Origin of the sequence: Bacillus nitratireducens, assembly GCF_036320425.1 — a bacterium.
GTDB classification, from domain to species: Bacteria; Bacillota; Bacilli; order Bacillales; family Bacillaceae_G; genus Bacillus_A; species Bacillus_A nitratireducens.
Map to the genome: position 1 here is coordinate 521735 of NZ_JAUMJO010000001.1, position 15084 is coordinate 536818.

A 15084-nucleotide genomic window follows, 5' to 3' on the forward strand; every position below is an offset into this window, starting at 1 on the left:
CATCTTATTGAAATACTTTCTTAAATTGTTTTCCTATTTCATCTTGTTCTTTCTCAACTGTTTTCCAATCAATATTTAACACTGGAATCTCTTCTACATTTGGTCTATTTTCAGCTTTTATATCTGTTCTACCTGGCAATAAATACGCTTTAGAAACTTGTTTTTGCACATCATCTGATAATAAATAATCAATAAACTCTTTTGCACCTTCTACATTTTTACTATCCTTCATAATGCCTGCCGCACGTGGACTAATGACTGTTCCGCTTTTTGGATATACGATATCAACCGGTTCACCCTTTACTTTTGCACTATACGTCATATAATCAACACCCGCAATTACCATATCTTTCGCACCTGTTACTACTGGATCTAACGCTTCTTGGTTTGCCCCTGCTACTGTAACTTCATTTTTCTTAAGCTGTTCAAATAAATTCCATCCATCTTTTCCATTCTTTTTCACGTATCCTGTTACAAAGTCTAAAGCCGACCCTGAAAGTGCTGGATCTGGAATATTCACTTTCCCTTTCCATTCCCCTTTCGTTATATCGCTCCAATCTTCAGGCGCTGTCTTCACATTTTTTGTGTTGTACACAATTCCTAATGCTGAAGCACTATACCCGAAATAATGTCCTTTATCATCCGACCATTCTGGACGAAGCTTATCAGCTTGTTTCGCTTCTTTATAAGCTAACGTTTGACCATCTTTCTTTAATCCTTCCATCGCTGGTAAAGAAGCGAGTACGACAACATCAACGACTGGATTTTTCTTTTCAGCTTCCATTCTCGCTAAAATCTTACCAGTTGTTCCTTGAAACATTTCCACTTTTATACCGCTTTTCTTTTCAAAGTCTTTTTGAATTTTTTCTGCTAATCCTTTTGGCCCTGCACTATATACAACAATTTTCTTTTGATTAGTATTTTTACTTTTTGCATCTGCACTACCTGTCTTTGAACTACAACCTGTTACTACTGCAGAAAATAGTAAAGTACATACAAATAAAGACTTAAGCGAACTGAATTTCTTCATACGATTCTCCCCCTATATGATGAATACATTTTTTTGGTACATATAACGATACCGGTTTACCGACGCTTAGCTTACTATTGTGATAAGCTGTCCATACACCGAGTGTCCCCATATTTACTTTCACTTCATAACGTTCTCCTACATATGTAACGTACTGAATTTCACCTGTATACGTATCGCACACGTCATTTTTTGTCCAGCTCACGTGCTCTGGACGAATCATTTGTTTATTCTCTACAAGCCAATTTGCTTTGCCAACAAACTTTGCAACAAATTCATGAGACGGTTTCACATAAATGTCTTCTGGTGTTCCTTTTTGTAATACTTCACCCTGTTTCATGACAATAATTTGGTCTGACATTGACATAGCTTCTGTTTGATTATGTGTTACATACAATGCCGTTAAACCAATTGAATGAACGATGTCCATAAGTTCTAATCGCATTTCTTCTCGCAAAATTGCATCAAGTGCACTTAACGGTTCATCGAACAAAATAAAATGAGGCTTTGTTACAATTGCTCTAGCAAATGCAACACGTTGCTGCTGTCCACCTGAGAGTTCATGCGGATATCTTTTCTCCATACCTTGCAAACGAACTCGCTTTATCGCATCTTCTACCTTTTCTCTTAATTGATTCGTTTGCTTTGTAGCCCTTAAACCAAATGCAACATTTTCAAATACAGTCATATGCGGCCATAAAGCAAAATCTTGAAATACCATACCGATATTCCGTTCATGAGGAGATGTTTTTATTTTTTTTGTCGAAGAATACATGCACTTATCTCCAAAATATATTTCACCTTTATCTGGTTCTTCAAGCCCTGCAATCATTCTAAGTAAAGTCGTTTTCCCGCATCCTGAAGGTCCTAAAAGTGTAGTGAATTCTCCTTTTTTCATTACAATCTGTAAAGGCTTTAACGCCTGCGTTTTTCCAAATGCCTTTTCTAATCCATGAATTTTAATATCCATCGTTTCACCCCTCTCCCCTCATTCTTAACCTGCTTTCATTCTATCTGGAAGATTTATACTGAATGTTAATGTACTGTAAAGATTAAATTAAAAAATCTCTAATAAACTATTTATTTCTATAGATTTTTTCTATAGTTAAAAGAAAAAGGGGCCCACTTATTATGAATCTCTTAAAATTAGAAGTTGTAGTGCTTATTAAGAAATACAAAAAACTTACGATTGTTGCAGAAAAACTTGGCGTTAAACAACCTACTATTACCTTTCATATAAAAAGCTTAGAAGAAGAACTCGGTGTGTCTTTATTTGAATTACGTTCTGGAAGATATTTTTTAACAGAGGCTGGCGAAGCATTGCATCATTATGCTTGCAAAATAGATGCACTTATGAAAGAAGCTAGGCGGGTCACACAAGAGTTTAAAGATTTTAATAAAGGCGCTATAACAATTGGTGCTAGTTATGTTCCAGCGACTTATCTTTTACCAGAAGTTGTTCACCAATTTCAATGCGAATTTCCCAATGTAAAAATTACACTCATGGTAAAAACAGCTCCTGAAATTCGAACGATGCTACAAAATCATGAAATTGATCTCGGGATAATTTCTGCTGCACCATTTGATGAACCACCTTTAAAACAAACGAATATAATACCTGATACACTTGTTCTTGCTTTCTCCAAAGAACATCATTTTTCTAAAAAAGAAAATATATCATTACAAGATATCGAGAAGGAGCGTATACTATTGCATCGTAACCCATCTACAACGAGAGATTTACTTACACAATGGACGTTAGCACATAACATTACATTTCAATCTGAAATTGAATTAGATTCATTAGAAACGATGAAACAAATTTTAAAATATGGTAATGGTGTCGCCTTTATTTCCAAACTTGCTATTGAACAAGAAGTACAACGAAATGAGCTATGCTATATAGCGATCCCTGATTTTGAATTTCAGCGTAATATTTATACCATTCATCATGAGGACAGATGGAATTCTAAAATAATTTCTTTTTTACTACATAGCATTACTTCTTTTGCAGAAAAAAATTAAAAGGCTGTCGTTATACACGACAGCCTTTTAAACTATAACTCTATTTATTTTTCTTTTCCTCAATTTTTGCTTGTGCCTCTTCAGCCTTATCTAATGCTTCTGACACTTTTTTCTCTTTTTCTTTCACTTCATCTATACTATCGACAGCTTTAATAAGTTTATCGATTCCTTCTTCTTCTACCTTTCTATGCTTTGCCACTCTTTCATTTACTTTCTTTTCCACATCTTTTGCTTTTTGAAGCATATCCTCTGCATTTGATGTTACAGCTTTTTCAAGTGCATCGTCTTTTTTCTTTTGTAGCACTTCATTTGCAATATCTTTCGTTTCTAAATACTTACCATCTTTTAATGCTGTCGCACCGCGATCCAATAACTGAGCGACTTCTTTATATGCCTTCGCTTCATTTCCTGTTTTCTCTTTTTCCGCTTTTTCAAACCACATAATCGCATCACTATATTTTTCATTTTTCAATGATTGCATACCTGTTTCAATATACGTGTCATAATTACTGCATCCAGCCATTATGACTAATAGAAAAAGCATAACAAAACTTAATTTTTTCATGATGTTTTCTCCTTTTCTTTGCCTGCTCACCTTACTGTAACACACATGAAAAAGAGTTTCAAAAACTAAAATACTAATTCGGTCATTTTTATAATGATAAGTTAAATTTTTATTATTTTCTTATTTTTAAGCCGACACATCCACTTGTTTTTTCGCCATATGTTGCTTTACTCCAACTAATACAACTAACAATAAACCTCCGCCTAATGTCATCATAACAATGCTAGTTGGCAACATATCTAATAATAACCCATATACAATCATACCGAGTGGTGCGATTGCAGTAGCAATTGTTTCAAGTAGGCCAAACACACGCCCTAAATAGCTCGGATCTGTCGTTTTTTGCATATGTACTTGCATCGGAATATTTACAATCATAATTGATATACCCGTTAACATCATAAAAGCAATATAGTAAATAAAACTTGCCACTTTGGGAATGGTAACTAACAATGGGAAGACTGTACATAAACTTAAACCCGCAAATAAAAACAGTCCAGTATAAATAGAACGAAACGGATTCTTCACTTCTTTACGCACTGATAAAGCAATCGCACCCATTAGCATCCCGACTGCTAACATTCCCTCTACAGTACCGAGTTGCTTTGAAGATAGATGCAATGTATGGACGATAATATATGGAAGTGCTACGGTTAGCCCACACGCAAAAAAGTTTACCCACAGCGCTATTTTCATTAGACCATATATTTCATGCTGTCGTTTTACATATGAAAATCCTTCTTTTATACTCGTCAAGAAACGCTCTTTACTCTCAGCCACTTCTTTTTTGTATAAATCAAATACGATAAATAATTGCACAATCACTGCTAAAAAGAATGTAATACTATTTAACAAAAAGAACGACTTAATGGAAATGAAACCAAATACAACTCCGCCAATAATCGGCCCTAATATATTTGATAAAGAAGCCGCCGTTTGATTTAAAGCACTCGCTTTTTGAATACGCCCCTCATCTACTAAATTAGGAATAGACGAAGTTAATGCAACAGAATAAAAACTTGCACAAATTGATAATAATGCTGCTGAAACATAAATAAAAAGAAGTGATGGTCCAAATATAGTAGCAAGAATAAACATAATAAGCATCGTTAAGCTACTTAATAAATCAGTGCCAATGACAAGCCACTTTCGATTCACACGGTCAGCTACAGCACCCGCAATCGGACCACAAATCATCCTTGGAAGTGATCCGCAAACGAGCGTAGTTGCAAAACCCATTCCTGAACCAGTTGTCTTTAAAACGTATAACCCCATGGCAAATGTATAAATTCCTGCCCCTAATAAAGACGTCATCTTTCCAATCATCATTAAAATAATATTTCTCGTTGCAATCTTCATTCTTGTATCATGTTGTCCTATACTTACATCTCCCATAATGACTCTCTCCCCTTAAAAGTTAAATTGTGTTAAACTTATTATATAATCGACTTTCCAATTTTCACAACAAAAAGTTAAATACAATTTAACTTTTCAATTATAAAGGAGCAATAATATGGCAACTCTCGGTGAAAAAATTAAAGCGTTACGTAAAGAAAAAAAACTTACACAAACAGAGCTGGCAGGTTCGAAACTTACAAAAAGTATGCTTAGTCAAATTGAAAATGGAAAAGCTACACCTTCCATGAAAACATTACAATATATCGCTGAAAAACTTGAATGTGAAGCGAGTTTTTTATTAGAAGATGATGATGGAGAAATTGTAGAACTCATTACAAAAATGGAGCAACTCATAAAGGAAAACAAATGTGATGAAGTGTACAAGGCTTTACTACCTATCGTTCAAAAAGAGCTCCCTTCTACTTTAAATACGGCTCGTATATACAAACAATTCGTAACTGCTGCGGTGATTATGAAAGATTACAACATTGAATCTTACGTAGAAAAAGCTGTTTCTATTTTCGAAAAATATAAGTTATACCGAGACAGTACGGAAACAAAATTAAAATTATCTTTTGCGATATTCACACGTAAAAAGTATGCAGAATGTTTACAACTTATATCTAATATTAGAAATGATTATGAAGAGAAACATTTAGAAATGGATCTTATTATACATATTGATTTATGTTTATATGAAGCCATCATATTACTAGCATGTGGCGATTATGAAAAATGTGAAGAAACGATATTAGAGACACTCGCATTTTCAAAAAAACATCAAGTGTATTATAAAACAGATGTATTTTACCGGATTTTATCTTACCAAAAAGTCATTACAGTTGATAAAGAGCGTTATTTATATTACATAAAAAAATCTGAGCAATTTGCCATTTTTACAGAAGATACTCTATCCATTGCGATGACTAATATTTTAAAAGCTTACTACTACAACACGATTACTAATGAATATACAATCGCATTAAAACATCTAGAACAATATCGAGAAAAACTAAAAGATCAGCCCATTTTTCAAGACGACGGATTGTATTATCTTGAAAAAGGAAAATCTTTATACGGATTAAAACGTTACGAAGAAGCTTTACAAGCATTGCAACGTGGTATTATACCAGATTATATGAACCATCCGCTTGATCAATCGTGGCTTACAACAGCAGGTGCATATCGTGCCCTTTGTTACGTCAAACTGGATGATAAAAAAAGAGCTCTTGAAGAAGCAACAAAAGCAAATGAAATGATACAATCGTATCCGGATTCTGTTTTCTCTGTATTTATTAAAAAAACATTACAAATAATACAAAAACTTTAAGAATGTCTCGAAATGGTATATTATTCCTCCTTTTTAGCAAAGATAATAATAATGATGGGAGGAATATAAATGAATATTCAACGTGCAAAAGAGCTTTCTGTTTCAGCGGAGCAAGCTAATGTAAGTTTTCAAGGCATGCCTGTTATGATTCAACACGTCGACGAAAGTAACGAAACCGCCCGCATATATGAAGTACAAAACCCAGGACGCGAATTAACGGTTCCAGTTAATAGCTTAGAGGAAATATAAGAAATGCCACTTCAATTTTTTGAAGTGGCATTTTTCTTACTTTAGATTACTTAATATAAATTCCTTCTACCCTCTGTTTTACAACACCTAAAAAAATAAGAATCTTCTACTTCTTTTCTTTTTTTAACCTGCTAAAATACAAACTATGAATTAATTATTCGCACTATACATTAAGGGGGAAAGATAATGAAATCTGATTTAGAAAAAAACAAGCCCTATTATGCAGTTATATTCACTTCTAATTTATCAAGTGATACAGCAGACTATAATGCCGTTGCCGAAAAGATGGAGGATCTTGCGAAACAGCAAACTGGATTTTTAGGTGTCGAAAGCGCACGTGATCATTCCGGACTCGGAATTACTATTTCTTATTGGGATTCACTTGAAGCAATTGAAAATTGGAAAAAGAACGCCTTACATAAAGAAGCAAAAAAAAGGGGCCGTGAACAATGGTATGAAAACTTCCACCTGCGTATCTGCCTTGTTGAGAAAGAATATAAGTTTCATAGAGGTACCTTGTAACTTATGAAGAAAAAATTGGCTCTCGTTGCTATTCATGAAATATACGGTGTGAACGATCATATGCAGCATGTTATTGACCACTTCAATACATCTTATATAGATGTATTCTGTCCTAACCTTTTACAACTACAAAATTCATTTCATTATAGTGATGAAGAAAAAGCATATCAATATTTTATGAATCATATTGGATTTGATTATGGGAAAGAACAAATTAATGAGGTAATTTCTACCCTTTCAAATGATTACACGCATATAGGACTTATCGGCTTTAGTGTTGGGGCTACCATCGCTTGGCTCTGTAGTAACAATCCAAAAATAGATTTTATGATTGGATGTTACGGTTCCCGTATACGTGACTATGTTCACATTAAACCTACATGTGCTACATTACTTATTTTCCCTGAACAAGAAGCTAGTTTTTCAGTATCCTCTTTAATGAAAGCATTGCAGCAACAAAGGAATCCGCTATTAGAAATAAAACAACTACATGGCGAACATGGATTTTTAAATCCGTACACTGAAAAATATAGCGAGAACTCTACAAAGCAAGCATACAATGTAATAGATTCATTTCTTGCAAAAACAATCTTATAAAGGAGATTCAAATGACGCTTACATTACTCTTACTTTTTTTCATATTCATTGCATTTATATTAGCGCTAACTATCATTTTTACAACCGTAAAAAAAGGGGAGTTTTTCAAACGCCCCCACTTACAATCTATTATCGTTTGCATGTTATTTTTTACAAATTGGATCTTATATTTAACAACTTTTTATGGTTTACTTCCCGAGAAAGTTAGCGAGTTCATATTCCTGCCCATTTGGTTTTTTCTTTGTATTTTAGGATTTATCGTTTTCTGGCGCGAATGGAGAAACAATCGTGTATTCTCAATATGTATTGGTTTTCTTTCCTTTATTAGTTTTCTATTTGGTTTATTGTTGTTAGTTCTTTCGGGGATGTAATTGTTGTAAAGAGGAGAAAACACCTCTTTACAACAATTTTTTTCGTTCCATAACTAAAGGAATTATTAAATAGAAAGCATAAGCAATAACCATCCAAATGGTAAATGATATGATTTGCTGTGAGGATAATTGTGAAAATATATTAGAAGAGTTATACAAGATGTAAGAATCTAAGGTTAAACCAATTACTGTGCCACATATACCTAACTTAATAACTGCATATTTCGAAGTGTCCAGTTTTTGATATAGCCACATTACAAAGTATAAAGCTATAGCTGTTCCTAATTCGAGAAACGTCATTTGTAGAAAAAATTCATTTGAAGTGTATTCTAATAAAACTGAAGATCCGAAAACAATAAAAAATGCTAAGGCAAAAAACCATATCCCAATAGAAAATAAAATAGTGAGCCACAGTTTATTATGCACTCCCACTACCTCCCTCTTGTAGCGCTATAAACTTTTCCATGAGCATGTGCAAATCACCATATACTTTATCTGTAGAAAAAGATGGATTGAATAAGACTTGTAATGCCAGCCCGTCAATTAATGCATTACATAAAATGCTCCACGTTTCAGTTGAAATTTGTGATGTGATTGCATCCCCTATTTTTGTATCTAAAGCTCCTTTTAACTCTTGATTTTCATAATGTAACAGTTCGCCAATTTTTTCTTTCATCGCATCATTTTGTAGCCCACTAGCTACTAATTGAAAAAACAAATGATGATACATTGAATCTTTCACACATCTACTTTTAGCAGATTGTAAAGCATTTTCTAGCTGTACATCCTTTCCTATCTGTTCCCACGACTCTTTACAAAACGATTCAGTCACTTCAAGCAATAATTGATCCTTCGTTTTAAAATGATAATATACGGTACCTTGTGTAACTTTAGCATTTTCTGCGACTGCTTTTAACGTTAATTTTTCCATCCCATGCTCTGTAATAATTTCTTTTGCTGCTTCTAGTAACTTCTGCTTGTTCACAACATTCGGCTTTGCCATTTATATCACCACCTTTTAAGTTAGTTGAATAACTAACTTAAATTATACAGAAAAATCAGATAAAACAGAAGGAAGAAAAGCCTATATCAACTTTTCTTCCTTCTATTTTTACCTTTAGATTTTATTGTCATAGTTTCACAAGGTGTATAATAAATTTGAGGTGTCGCCTTATCAACAAACATCATAAACGTAATAAAGCCGATAATAAAGAAAGTAAATAACGTTAATAAAATTGCTCCTATCGTTAAAAGTATCATAACACCACCCCTATATGTTTCATATTATTACACTGTTCGCTATTATATGAATGGAATCCTTTTTAGAAAAAGAAACGTAACAAAATAATCACAATGACGCCTGTTAATACTGTTCCTAATAGACTACGAGTATATATTGCAACAAGAAATGTTGGAATTGCCGCAATAAGGTAATCCCACTGCACCGTCTCGTGCATAAATAGTACTTGAGCTAAAAGTGCTGCTAATATCGCGATCGGTATGTAATTCAACCACTTCAAACCCCAGTCTGGAATTTGTAGTTTACTAAATACGAGAAGAGGTAAAATACGTGGCACGAGTGTGACAGCTCCTGCTGCTAGTAAAAGTAATAATATGTCTAATCTCATTTCCATTTTTCAATCACCACTCCAATCGTCGCAGCTAGTAATGTTGCGATAATAACTGCTATACTGTCTGGCATAAATAAGTGTGAAACATATGCGATAATAATCGCTACAATTGCAACAGTAAGATGAATTGCTAGTTTCGGTTTACTACTTATGAGCTGAAGTACAAATAATCCGATAAACATTGCTGGTAATGCATAATCCATGCCGTACGTATGCGGATCTGGTATCCACTCACCAAACAGCCCGCCAATAATAGTAGCAAGAATCCAATTTAAATATGCTGTGACATTTAACCCCATCATCCACCTGTCACCTACATATCCTTTTTGCGCTGCATGCTGCACTGCAACGCCGAACGTTTCATCTGTAATTTGAGAACCGATAATTACATTTTTTAATAGAGGAAGTTTCGTAAAGTATGGTGCAAGGGCAGCACTCATTAGAAGGTGGCGTAAATTAACAAAAAAGACGGTGAAAATGATTGCTGAAGCAGGAGCGCCAGCTGCATACATACCAGCTAATATAAATTGGGCAGAACCTGCATAAATTAAAGTGGACATAAACGCAATTTCAACGATGGAGAAACCTGCTGTTTTTGCAATTACACCAGCTGCTATACCGATACTTAAATAACCAAATACAGTTGGTAAACAATCTTTTACTCCTTGCTGAAATGTATCATCGCTCTGCAAAGCTACATGGGCCTGAGCTTTACTCATTCGTATCATCCTCCATTCCTTCCATAGTCCGTTTTCCTGTTACGACATGAACTAAATCTATATTCTCACGCCATAACGTATCTAACTTATCAGCTCCAAATTCCTTTGTAATCTCTTCCACCATAATGTCGTGCCGCACATATTCCGTAGCAACGAGAACTAAAGCTGGATCGTACGTTGTAACGGCCCATGAAGTGCTATCATTTGAGAAGTTAGCAATTAACACTTCTTCCCCATCACGTGCGATAACAGTTAAATGACCACCCATTCTCTTTTCAACAACGTGAGGCGTCATATAATTATGATGAAATGTCGCTCCTATTTTTGTTTCTGGGGCACCAAATAAGATTGAAAATATATGTACTCCTTCCGCTTCCTTTGTATGAATAAGCGGTTCAATCTCATGCACTTGATCTTCCCATACAGAAATCCATAACTCTTCCTTTGCTCTATTAATTATATTGCATATTTCTTTTAAAACACGATCATTCGAGCGAATATGCGAAATTACATCAATTTGTCGCTCCTGCTCTAAACAATTTAATTTTCGATCTAAAAATTCAAAGGATTTTTCAAAGGATTTTCGCATTCGATCCATTAATTCAGTAGCTGGTACTGGTACATATTTCACTGGTTCAGAAGGGACTAAATGTACTGCACCTTTATCCATCAACTTGCCAAGTACTTCATAAATCATCGAACGAGGTACTCCTGTTTGTTTACTAACTTCATAACCTGTTACTGGGGAATGTTTTAATAAACCAATATACGCTTTACATTCATATTGAGAAAAACCTAACTTTTGTAATTCTTTTATAATTTCATCCATCGGTAATCCCTCACAATCTAAATAACTCTCATTTCAAAACGATACATTTTATATTAGTAGTTATTACTATACCTACCAATATAAAAAAGAAGACCTATAAAGTCAATTGATAATTCTGAAATTTTAAAACAAAATAAAAAGCCTTCTTGTGAAAGGCTTTTTGTACATACTATTCCACTTATTTGAACTGCAAAGTATTTGATATGTTCCCCTCAAGATGCTCACGTAAGGTTGAACCTGTATACTCTTCCCTAAACACACCTGCTCTCACGAATAACGGAATGACTTCACTAAAGAATAAATCCAATGATTTTGGAGGTCCCCCTGGAATTGCAATAAATCCATCTAATGCTCCGGCTTCAAACCTATCCATAATTTGCTTACAAACGTCTTGTGATGTGCCAACCGCTACCCAATGAGCAGAGCCAACAACTTCTGGTCGCTCCAGTATTTGTTCAACAGTTGGCTCATTTTTCATGATGTAATTCCGTAATAATTCGGCATGTGTTTTACTACGCACAGTTTGCTCCCTGCTTGGTAGCATATCTTCTGTTACCTTACTTTCTAACGGAATCCCTCTAACGTCTAGTCCGAGAACCATTTCAAGTAAAGCATATCTCTTCTCTTTTGTGAGATGTTGATGAGCTTGCCTGTGCATTTCTAAAGCTTCTTCATATGTATCGCCAATAAAGAAATATAAACCAGGCAATACACGTATATCATCTGACTGCCGGCCATGTTGCACTGCCCTTCTTCTTAAATCTCGGCGAAGTTCAATTCCTGACTCTACATCTGGCATTGCGGCGAAAATCGCATCCGCAACAGAAGCAGCGAAATTCCGACCAGGCTCTGATGCACCAGCTTGAAATAATGGCATTTCTCCAGAAATGTGCTGCGGGACATTAAGTGGGCCTTTCACCTCAAAATACTCACCACGATGTTCAATAGGCTTTACCATCTCTCTAATTACATCTGTGTTACCTTCTTTCAAAACCTCATAAGGATGACTCCTCCAAAGTTTTCTTACTAACTCTGTACATTCTGCAGCTTTCGCGTATCGTTCCTCAGATGGTGGCATCCCTGCCTCACCAAAATTTTCTGCACCGTCAATGGATGTGACAATGTTCCATCCTACTCGGCCATTGCTAATCCAATTTAAAGATTGTAGTTGCCTCGCTAGTATGTATGGTGGATAAAATGATGTTGAAGCTGTCGTAACCACTCCAATTTTTTCTGTTGCATAAGCAATAGCAGTAAACAATAATGTCGGATCTAAAATTACATTCCCCTTATTACGAGCAATTAAATCTGGATGCGCCACTAAATAATCGGCTTTAAAAACAAAATCTAACTTCGATTTTTCTGCTTGTTTCGCTAACTCTACTTGTTCATCAATTCCCGAATTAAACTCACCCTCTTGCTCTTTCTTTCTAGAAATTAAACATAATCCAATGCAAAGTTGTTTTTTTGTAGACATATACACACCATCCCCTTGTTTTTAATTCACTTTGTTAAACAAATGTTGCTGTCATTATGAAATTCCAATCTTATGAAAATAGATAAAATGATATTGATATTGATAATCGTTATCATTTTATGGTGTAACTGTAATAAAAGCAATAATAAAAAAGGACTTCCGCTAACGGAAGTCTCCTATTTCAATATTTCATTTGCTTCTTTTTCATAAATTTTATCAAACGAAGTCATGACACGCTGCGATGCTTGAATCATCTTTTGACTCGTCATAAGATCTGCCATCTCTTTCGTCATATCTACATTTAAATTTTCTAGCATATGATTTTTTACTGCCCCTGTTCCGTTCGGTAAATCAGCAATGTTTCCTTCTGCTAGTGTAAAGCTTTTGTTCTCTCTTTGCATTAGACGTGCATTCGCTTCTGCATCTACTGTTTTTGTTTGCAACTGTGCAATTACTATTCTCTTAATATCTGGTTTTTGCAAAGTTCCATCGTTAACTTCTCTATAGATTTCTCCATTATTAGATACGAAGAAATCAACATTTTCAGGAATACGAATACGTTCATTATTTACATCCATAACATAAGCACCTGAAGATGTTTGTAAATAACGATCACTATTTATTGTAAAACTACCATCTCTCGTTAAAAACGTTTCATCGTTTTTAGATGTAACGAAAAATGATGTTGTACCGGCTGTACCGTCATCTAAAAAGAAATCTGTAGCACTATTTGTCATTTGTATATTTCCTTGTACTAAGTTCACATGCGTTGCGGCTGGTACTACAGCATAATCGACCGAACCGATATTTGTCGTCGATCCATCTCCGCGGCGATATGTGTCTTGCACATCAAATACTTTAGAAGTCATATTTTCTGCTTTAAATCCTGTCGTTTGAGCATTTGCAACGTTATTCGAATGAACATTAATGCGCTGCATGTAATTCATTATACCCATAGAACCTATATAAAGACCGTTCATACTCGTTTGAATAAGGCAGATGCCTTATTCTTCACCTCTCTTCTTACGATGTTTGTAACATTTGTTTTGCTAAACGTTCAGCTGTAGCGATATGTATATGTTGCTTTACGTCTTGTCCATCTGTCATTAATACAATTGGAGCTGATGATACAGCTGGAATTTTCAACAATTCACCACTGCTCGCTGTTTCATCAAATTTCGTAAACACGATACCATCTATATGAATATCTTTAAAGTTCGTAATAATTTCAATCATATCTTTACTTTTCATAGAAGCTGATAACGTTAAACAAATATAATCTGGCTCTACTTGTCCCATCGTCTCAATCATTTCTTCAATTGTCTCTGACGTACGATAATTTTTCCCGGCTGTATCTATTAATATATAATCGACGCGTGATTCTTCTTTAAAATAAGTGAGTGCCCTTGTCATAGCTGCTTCATCTCGCACAGCAATTACTTCTGACCCAATTGTTTTTACGTAATCTTGTAATTGCTGCACTGTTCCAATGCGAGAATGGTCTGTCGTAATAAAACCAACTGTTTTTCTCTTAGCGTGAAACTGCCATGCCATTTTCGCAAGCGTCGTCGTTTTTCCAACACCAGTTGGACCGATTAATGCAATCGTTTGTACTTCTTTTTCAAATACGTTTTCAGTATTAAAATGAGATTTCATATCTTCCAATATGTATCCGATTACTTCCTCTTCTGTAATCATCGTTGCATTCTCAAACTTCATTTTTAATTTTTCAGCATATGCATGAATGAAATAATGTTCCACATCGTTTTGTTCTAGCATTCGTATTACTTTTTGAATAATAAATGGCACAGATTCCTGCTTTTCTTTTTTAACAACTACTTCTTCTTTCTTTACAGGAATAGCTTGTTTCACAGCAGGCTGTTTTTTCGTAACGTTCGTCGCCTCCGCACGTTTCACCACGACAATCCCTTTTTCAAACAGTTGTAATAGTTTCTCTTTTTTTCTTGCCCACTCTTCACTATTTCCTGTTTGCATCGCTGCGTACGACATAGAAGTTGTTACATTTTCTAAATTGTGCAAAACCGCTTGAATTCCATTTCCCTTCACAATTTCTTCTGAAGGTTCATTTACAACATCCATTAATTGGTCATGAAACTCGGCTACGCCTTCTTTACTTTCATCCTGTTTATCTTCGGGAAAAGCGACTAGCATTTCATAATTCTTTTTCCAGAAAAACGGGATGTTTCGTTTTACACTTTCATCGACAACATAGTAATAATCTGTACTATATTGGTCAAATAACTTTCGATACAATTCATTTTTCGAAGCTGCCTTTATTCGCATTAACGCTTCTTTTTTTTCTGTACTTTCCATTACTTCA

The 15084-nt window shown here is 34.8% G+C and carries 19 protein-coding genes; 6 read left to right on the top strand and 13 right to left on the bottom strand.

The genetic code is table 11. The features are described from left to right. Window positions 1–4 precede the first annotated feature (4 nt). Both Q3V31_RS02730 and Q3V31_RS02735 read right to left on the bottom strand, forming a co-directional pair. A complete protein-coding gene (locus Q3V31_RS02730) occupies window positions 5–1030 on the bottom strand; it encodes an ABC transporter substrate-binding protein (protein ID WP_000714711.1) in 1026 nt (341 codons plus the stop codon). Beyond that, window positions 1008–2000: an ABC transporter ATP-binding protein gene (locus tag Q3V31_RS02735; RefSeq protein ID WP_097871778.1), complete on the bottom strand. Its 993-nt coding sequence runs from the start codon at window positions 1998–2000 to the stop codon at window positions 1008–1010. The genes Q3V31_RS02730 and Q3V31_RS02735 overlap by 23 nt, the downstream gene beginning before the upstream one ends. 161 nt (window positions 2001–2161) lie before the next feature. Here Q3V31_RS02735 and Q3V31_RS02740 point away from each other — a divergent pair, with 161 nt between their 5' ends. Beyond that, a complete protein-coding gene (locus Q3V31_RS02740; RefSeq protein ID WP_001050635.1) occupies window positions 2162–3055 on the top strand; it encodes a LysR family transcriptional regulator in 894 nt (297 codons plus the stop codon). A 40-nt stretch (window positions 3056–3095) separates the two neighbouring features. On the opposite strand, the gene Q3V31_RS02745 is transcribed toward Q3V31_RS02740, so the two are convergent. Both Q3V31_RS02745 and Q3V31_RS02750 read right to left on the bottom strand, forming a co-directional pair. Further along, window positions 3096–3620 carry a COG3014 family protein gene (locus Q3V31_RS02745; protein WP_000736419.1) on the bottom strand — a complete coding sequence of 175 codons (525 nt, stop codon included), beginning with the start codon at window positions 3618–3620 and terminating at the stop codon, window positions 3096–3098. A 126-nt stretch (window positions 3621–3746) separates the two neighbouring features. Then, window positions 3747–5015: an MFS transporter gene (locus Q3V31_RS02750; protein WP_000503116.1), complete on the bottom strand. Its 1269-nt coding sequence runs from the start codon at window positions 5013–5015 to the stop codon at window positions 3747–3749. A 118-nt stretch (window positions 5016–5133) separates the two neighbouring features. Between Q3V31_RS02750 and Q3V31_RS02755 the strand changes: the two genes are divergently transcribed. From Q3V31_RS02755 to Q3V31_RS02775, 5 genes are all read left to right on the top strand, one after another. Beyond that, entirely contained in the window at window positions 5134–6348 is a 1215-nt protein-coding gene (locus tag Q3V31_RS02755; RefSeq protein WP_000212375.1) for a helix-turn-helix domain-containing protein, read from the top strand. 69 nt (window positions 6349–6417) lie between these two features. Further along, window positions 6418–6597 (top strand): H-type small acid-soluble spore protein, encoded by a 180-nt coding sequence (locus Q3V31_RS02760; protein WP_001025741.1) that lies wholly within the window; start codon window positions 6418–6420, stop codon window positions 6595–6597. Between the two features lie 186 nt (window positions 6598–6783). Further along, window positions 6784–7119: an antibiotic biosynthesis monooxygenase family protein gene (locus Q3V31_RS02765; RefSeq protein ID WP_000834004.1), complete on the top strand. Its 336-nt coding sequence runs from the start codon at window positions 6784–6786 to the stop codon at window positions 7117–7119. A 3-nt stretch (window positions 7120–7122) separates the two neighbouring features. Beyond that, the gene (locus Q3V31_RS02770) at window positions 7123–7716 is read left to right on the top strand and encodes a dienelactone hydrolase family protein (protein ID WP_000727623.1); all 594 of its coding nucleotides are present in this window, start codon (window positions 7123–7125) and stop codon (window positions 7714–7716) included. Window positions 7717–7727: 11 nt separating this feature from the next. Further along, window positions 7728–8087: a hypothetical protein gene (locus Q3V31_RS02775; protein ID WP_000176479.1), complete on the top strand. Its 360-nt coding sequence runs from the start codon at window positions 7728–7730 to the stop codon at window positions 8085–8087. Between the two features lie 27 nt (window positions 8088–8114). Here Q3V31_RS02775 and Q3V31_RS02780 read toward each other — a convergent pair whose 3' ends face one another. From Q3V31_RS02780 to flhF, 9 genes are all read right to left on the bottom strand, one after another. Beyond that, window positions 8115–8513 carry a DUF5367 family protein gene (locus Q3V31_RS02780; protein WP_139265891.1) on the bottom strand — a complete coding sequence of 133 codons (399 nt, stop codon included), beginning with the start codon at window positions 8511–8513 and terminating at the stop codon, window positions 8115–8117. Further along, window positions 8506–9090, bottom strand: coding sequence for a TetR/AcrR family transcriptional regulator (locus tag Q3V31_RS02785; protein WP_071733756.1), 585 nt, complete (start codon window positions 9088–9090; stop codon window positions 8506–8508). The genes Q3V31_RS02780 and Q3V31_RS02785 overlap by 8 nt, the downstream gene beginning before the upstream one ends. A gap of 86 nt (window positions 9091–9176) precedes the next feature. Then, window positions 9177–9347, bottom strand: a complete 171-nt coding sequence (locus tag Q3V31_RS02790) for a DUF3951 domain-containing protein (RefSeq protein WP_000602249.1) — start codon at window positions 9345–9347, stop codon at window positions 9177–9179. A 62-nt stretch (window positions 9348–9409) separates the two neighbouring features. Next, window positions 9410–9721, bottom strand: a complete 312-nt coding sequence (locus Q3V31_RS02795; protein ID WP_071733754.1) for an AzlD domain-containing protein — start codon at window positions 9719–9721, stop codon at window positions 9410–9412. Continuing rightward, on the bottom strand, window positions 9712–10437 hold the full coding sequence (locus Q3V31_RS02800; RefSeq protein ID WP_016129078.1) for an AzlC family ABC transporter permease: 726 nt from the start codon (window positions 10435–10437) through the stop codon (window positions 9712–9714). The genes Q3V31_RS02795 and Q3V31_RS02800 overlap by 10 nt, the downstream gene beginning before the upstream one ends. Beyond that, window positions 10430–11266, bottom strand: a complete 837-nt coding sequence (locus Q3V31_RS02805; protein WP_016079227.1) for a TrmB family transcriptional regulator — start codon at window positions 11264–11266, stop codon at window positions 10430–10432. The genes Q3V31_RS02800 and Q3V31_RS02805 overlap by 8 nt, the downstream gene beginning before the upstream one ends. A 178-nt stretch (window positions 11267–11444) precedes the next feature. Next, window positions 11445–12743: an NtaA/DmoA family FMN-dependent monooxygenase gene (locus Q3V31_RS02810; RefSeq protein ID WP_329762153.1), complete on the bottom strand. Its 1299-nt coding sequence runs from the start codon at window positions 12741–12743 to the stop codon at window positions 11445–11447. Between the two features lie 176 nt (window positions 12744–12919). After that, complete coding sequence (locus tag Q3V31_RS02815; protein ID WP_329762154.1) at window positions 12920–13723, bottom strand: flagellar basal-body rod protein FlgG; 804 nt, start codon at window positions 13721–13723, stop codon at window positions 12920–12922. Window positions 13724–13766: 43 nt separating this feature from the next. After that, window positions 13767–15077, bottom strand: coding sequence for a flagellar biosynthesis GTPase FlhF (gene flhF, locus Q3V31_RS02820; RefSeq protein WP_097871772.1), 1311 nt, complete (start codon window positions 15075–15077; stop codon window positions 13767–13769). Window positions 15078–15084: the final 7 nt, after the last annotated feature.

Coding starts and splice junctions, on each gene's coding strand:
- Q3V31_RS02730 (WP_000714711.1), bottom strand. CDS start 1,030: ATGAAGAAATTCAGTTCGCTTAAGTCTTTATTTGTATGTACTTTACTA.
- Q3V31_RS02735 (WP_097871778.1), bottom strand. CDS start 2,000: ATGGATATTAAAATTCATGGATTAGAAAAGGCATTTGGAAAAACGCAG.
- Q3V31_RS02740 (WP_001050635.1), top strand. CDS start 2,162: ATGAATCTCTTAAAATTAGAAGTTGTAGTGCTTATTAAGAAATACAAA.
- Q3V31_RS02745 (WP_000736419.1), bottom strand. CDS start 3,620: ATGAAAAAATTAAGTTTTGTTATGCTTTTTCTATTAGTCATAATGGCT.
- Q3V31_RS02750 (WP_000503116.1), bottom strand. CDS start 5,015: ATGGGAGATGTAAGTATAGGACAACATGATACAAGAATGAAGATTGCA.
- Q3V31_RS02755 (WP_000212375.1), top strand. CDS start 5,134: ATGGCAACTCTCGGTGAAAAAATTAAAGCGTTACGTAAAGAAAAAAAA.
- Q3V31_RS02760 (WP_001025741.1), top strand. CDS start 6,418: ATGAATATTCAACGTGCAAAAGAGCTTTCTGTTTCAGCGGAGCAAGCT.
- Q3V31_RS02765 (WP_000834004.1), top strand. CDS start 6,784: ATGAAATCTGATTTAGAAAAAAACAAGCCCTATTATGCAGTTATATTC.
- Q3V31_RS02770 (WP_000727623.1), top strand. CDS start 7,123: ATGAAGAAAAAATTGGCTCTCGTTGCTATTCATGAAATATACGGTGTG.
- Q3V31_RS02775 (WP_000176479.1), top strand. CDS start 7,728: ATGACGCTTACATTACTCTTACTTTTTTTCATATTCATTGCATTTATA.
- Q3V31_RS02785 (WP_071733756.1), bottom strand. CDS start 9,090: ATGGCAAAGCCGAATGTTGTGAACAAGCAGAAGTTACTAGAAGCAGCA.
- Q3V31_RS02790 (WP_000602249.1), bottom strand. CDS start 9,347: ATGATACTTTTAACGATAGGAGCAATTTTATTAACGTTATTTACTTTC.
- Q3V31_RS02795 (WP_071733754.1), bottom strand. CDS start 9,721: ATGGAAATGAGATTAGACATATTATTACTTTTACTAGCAGCAGGAGCT.
- Q3V31_RS02800 (WP_016129078.1), bottom strand. CDS start 10,437: ATGAGTAAAGCTCAGGCCCATGTAGCTTTGCAGAGCGATGATACATTT.
- Q3V31_RS02805 (WP_016079227.1), bottom strand. CDS start 11,266: ATGGATGAAATTATAAAAGAATTACAAAAGTTAGGTTTTTCTCAATAT.
- Q3V31_RS02810 (WP_329762153.1), bottom strand. CDS start 12,743: ATGTCTACAAAAAAACAACTTTGCATTGGATTATGTTTAATTTCTAGA.
- Q3V31_RS02815 (WP_329762154.1), bottom strand. CDS start 13,723: ATGAACGGTCTTTATATAGGTTCTATGGGTATAATGAATTACATGCAG.
- flhF (WP_097871772.1), bottom strand. CDS start 15,077: ATGGAAAGTACAGAAAAAAAAGAAGCGTTAATGCGAATAAAGGCAGCT.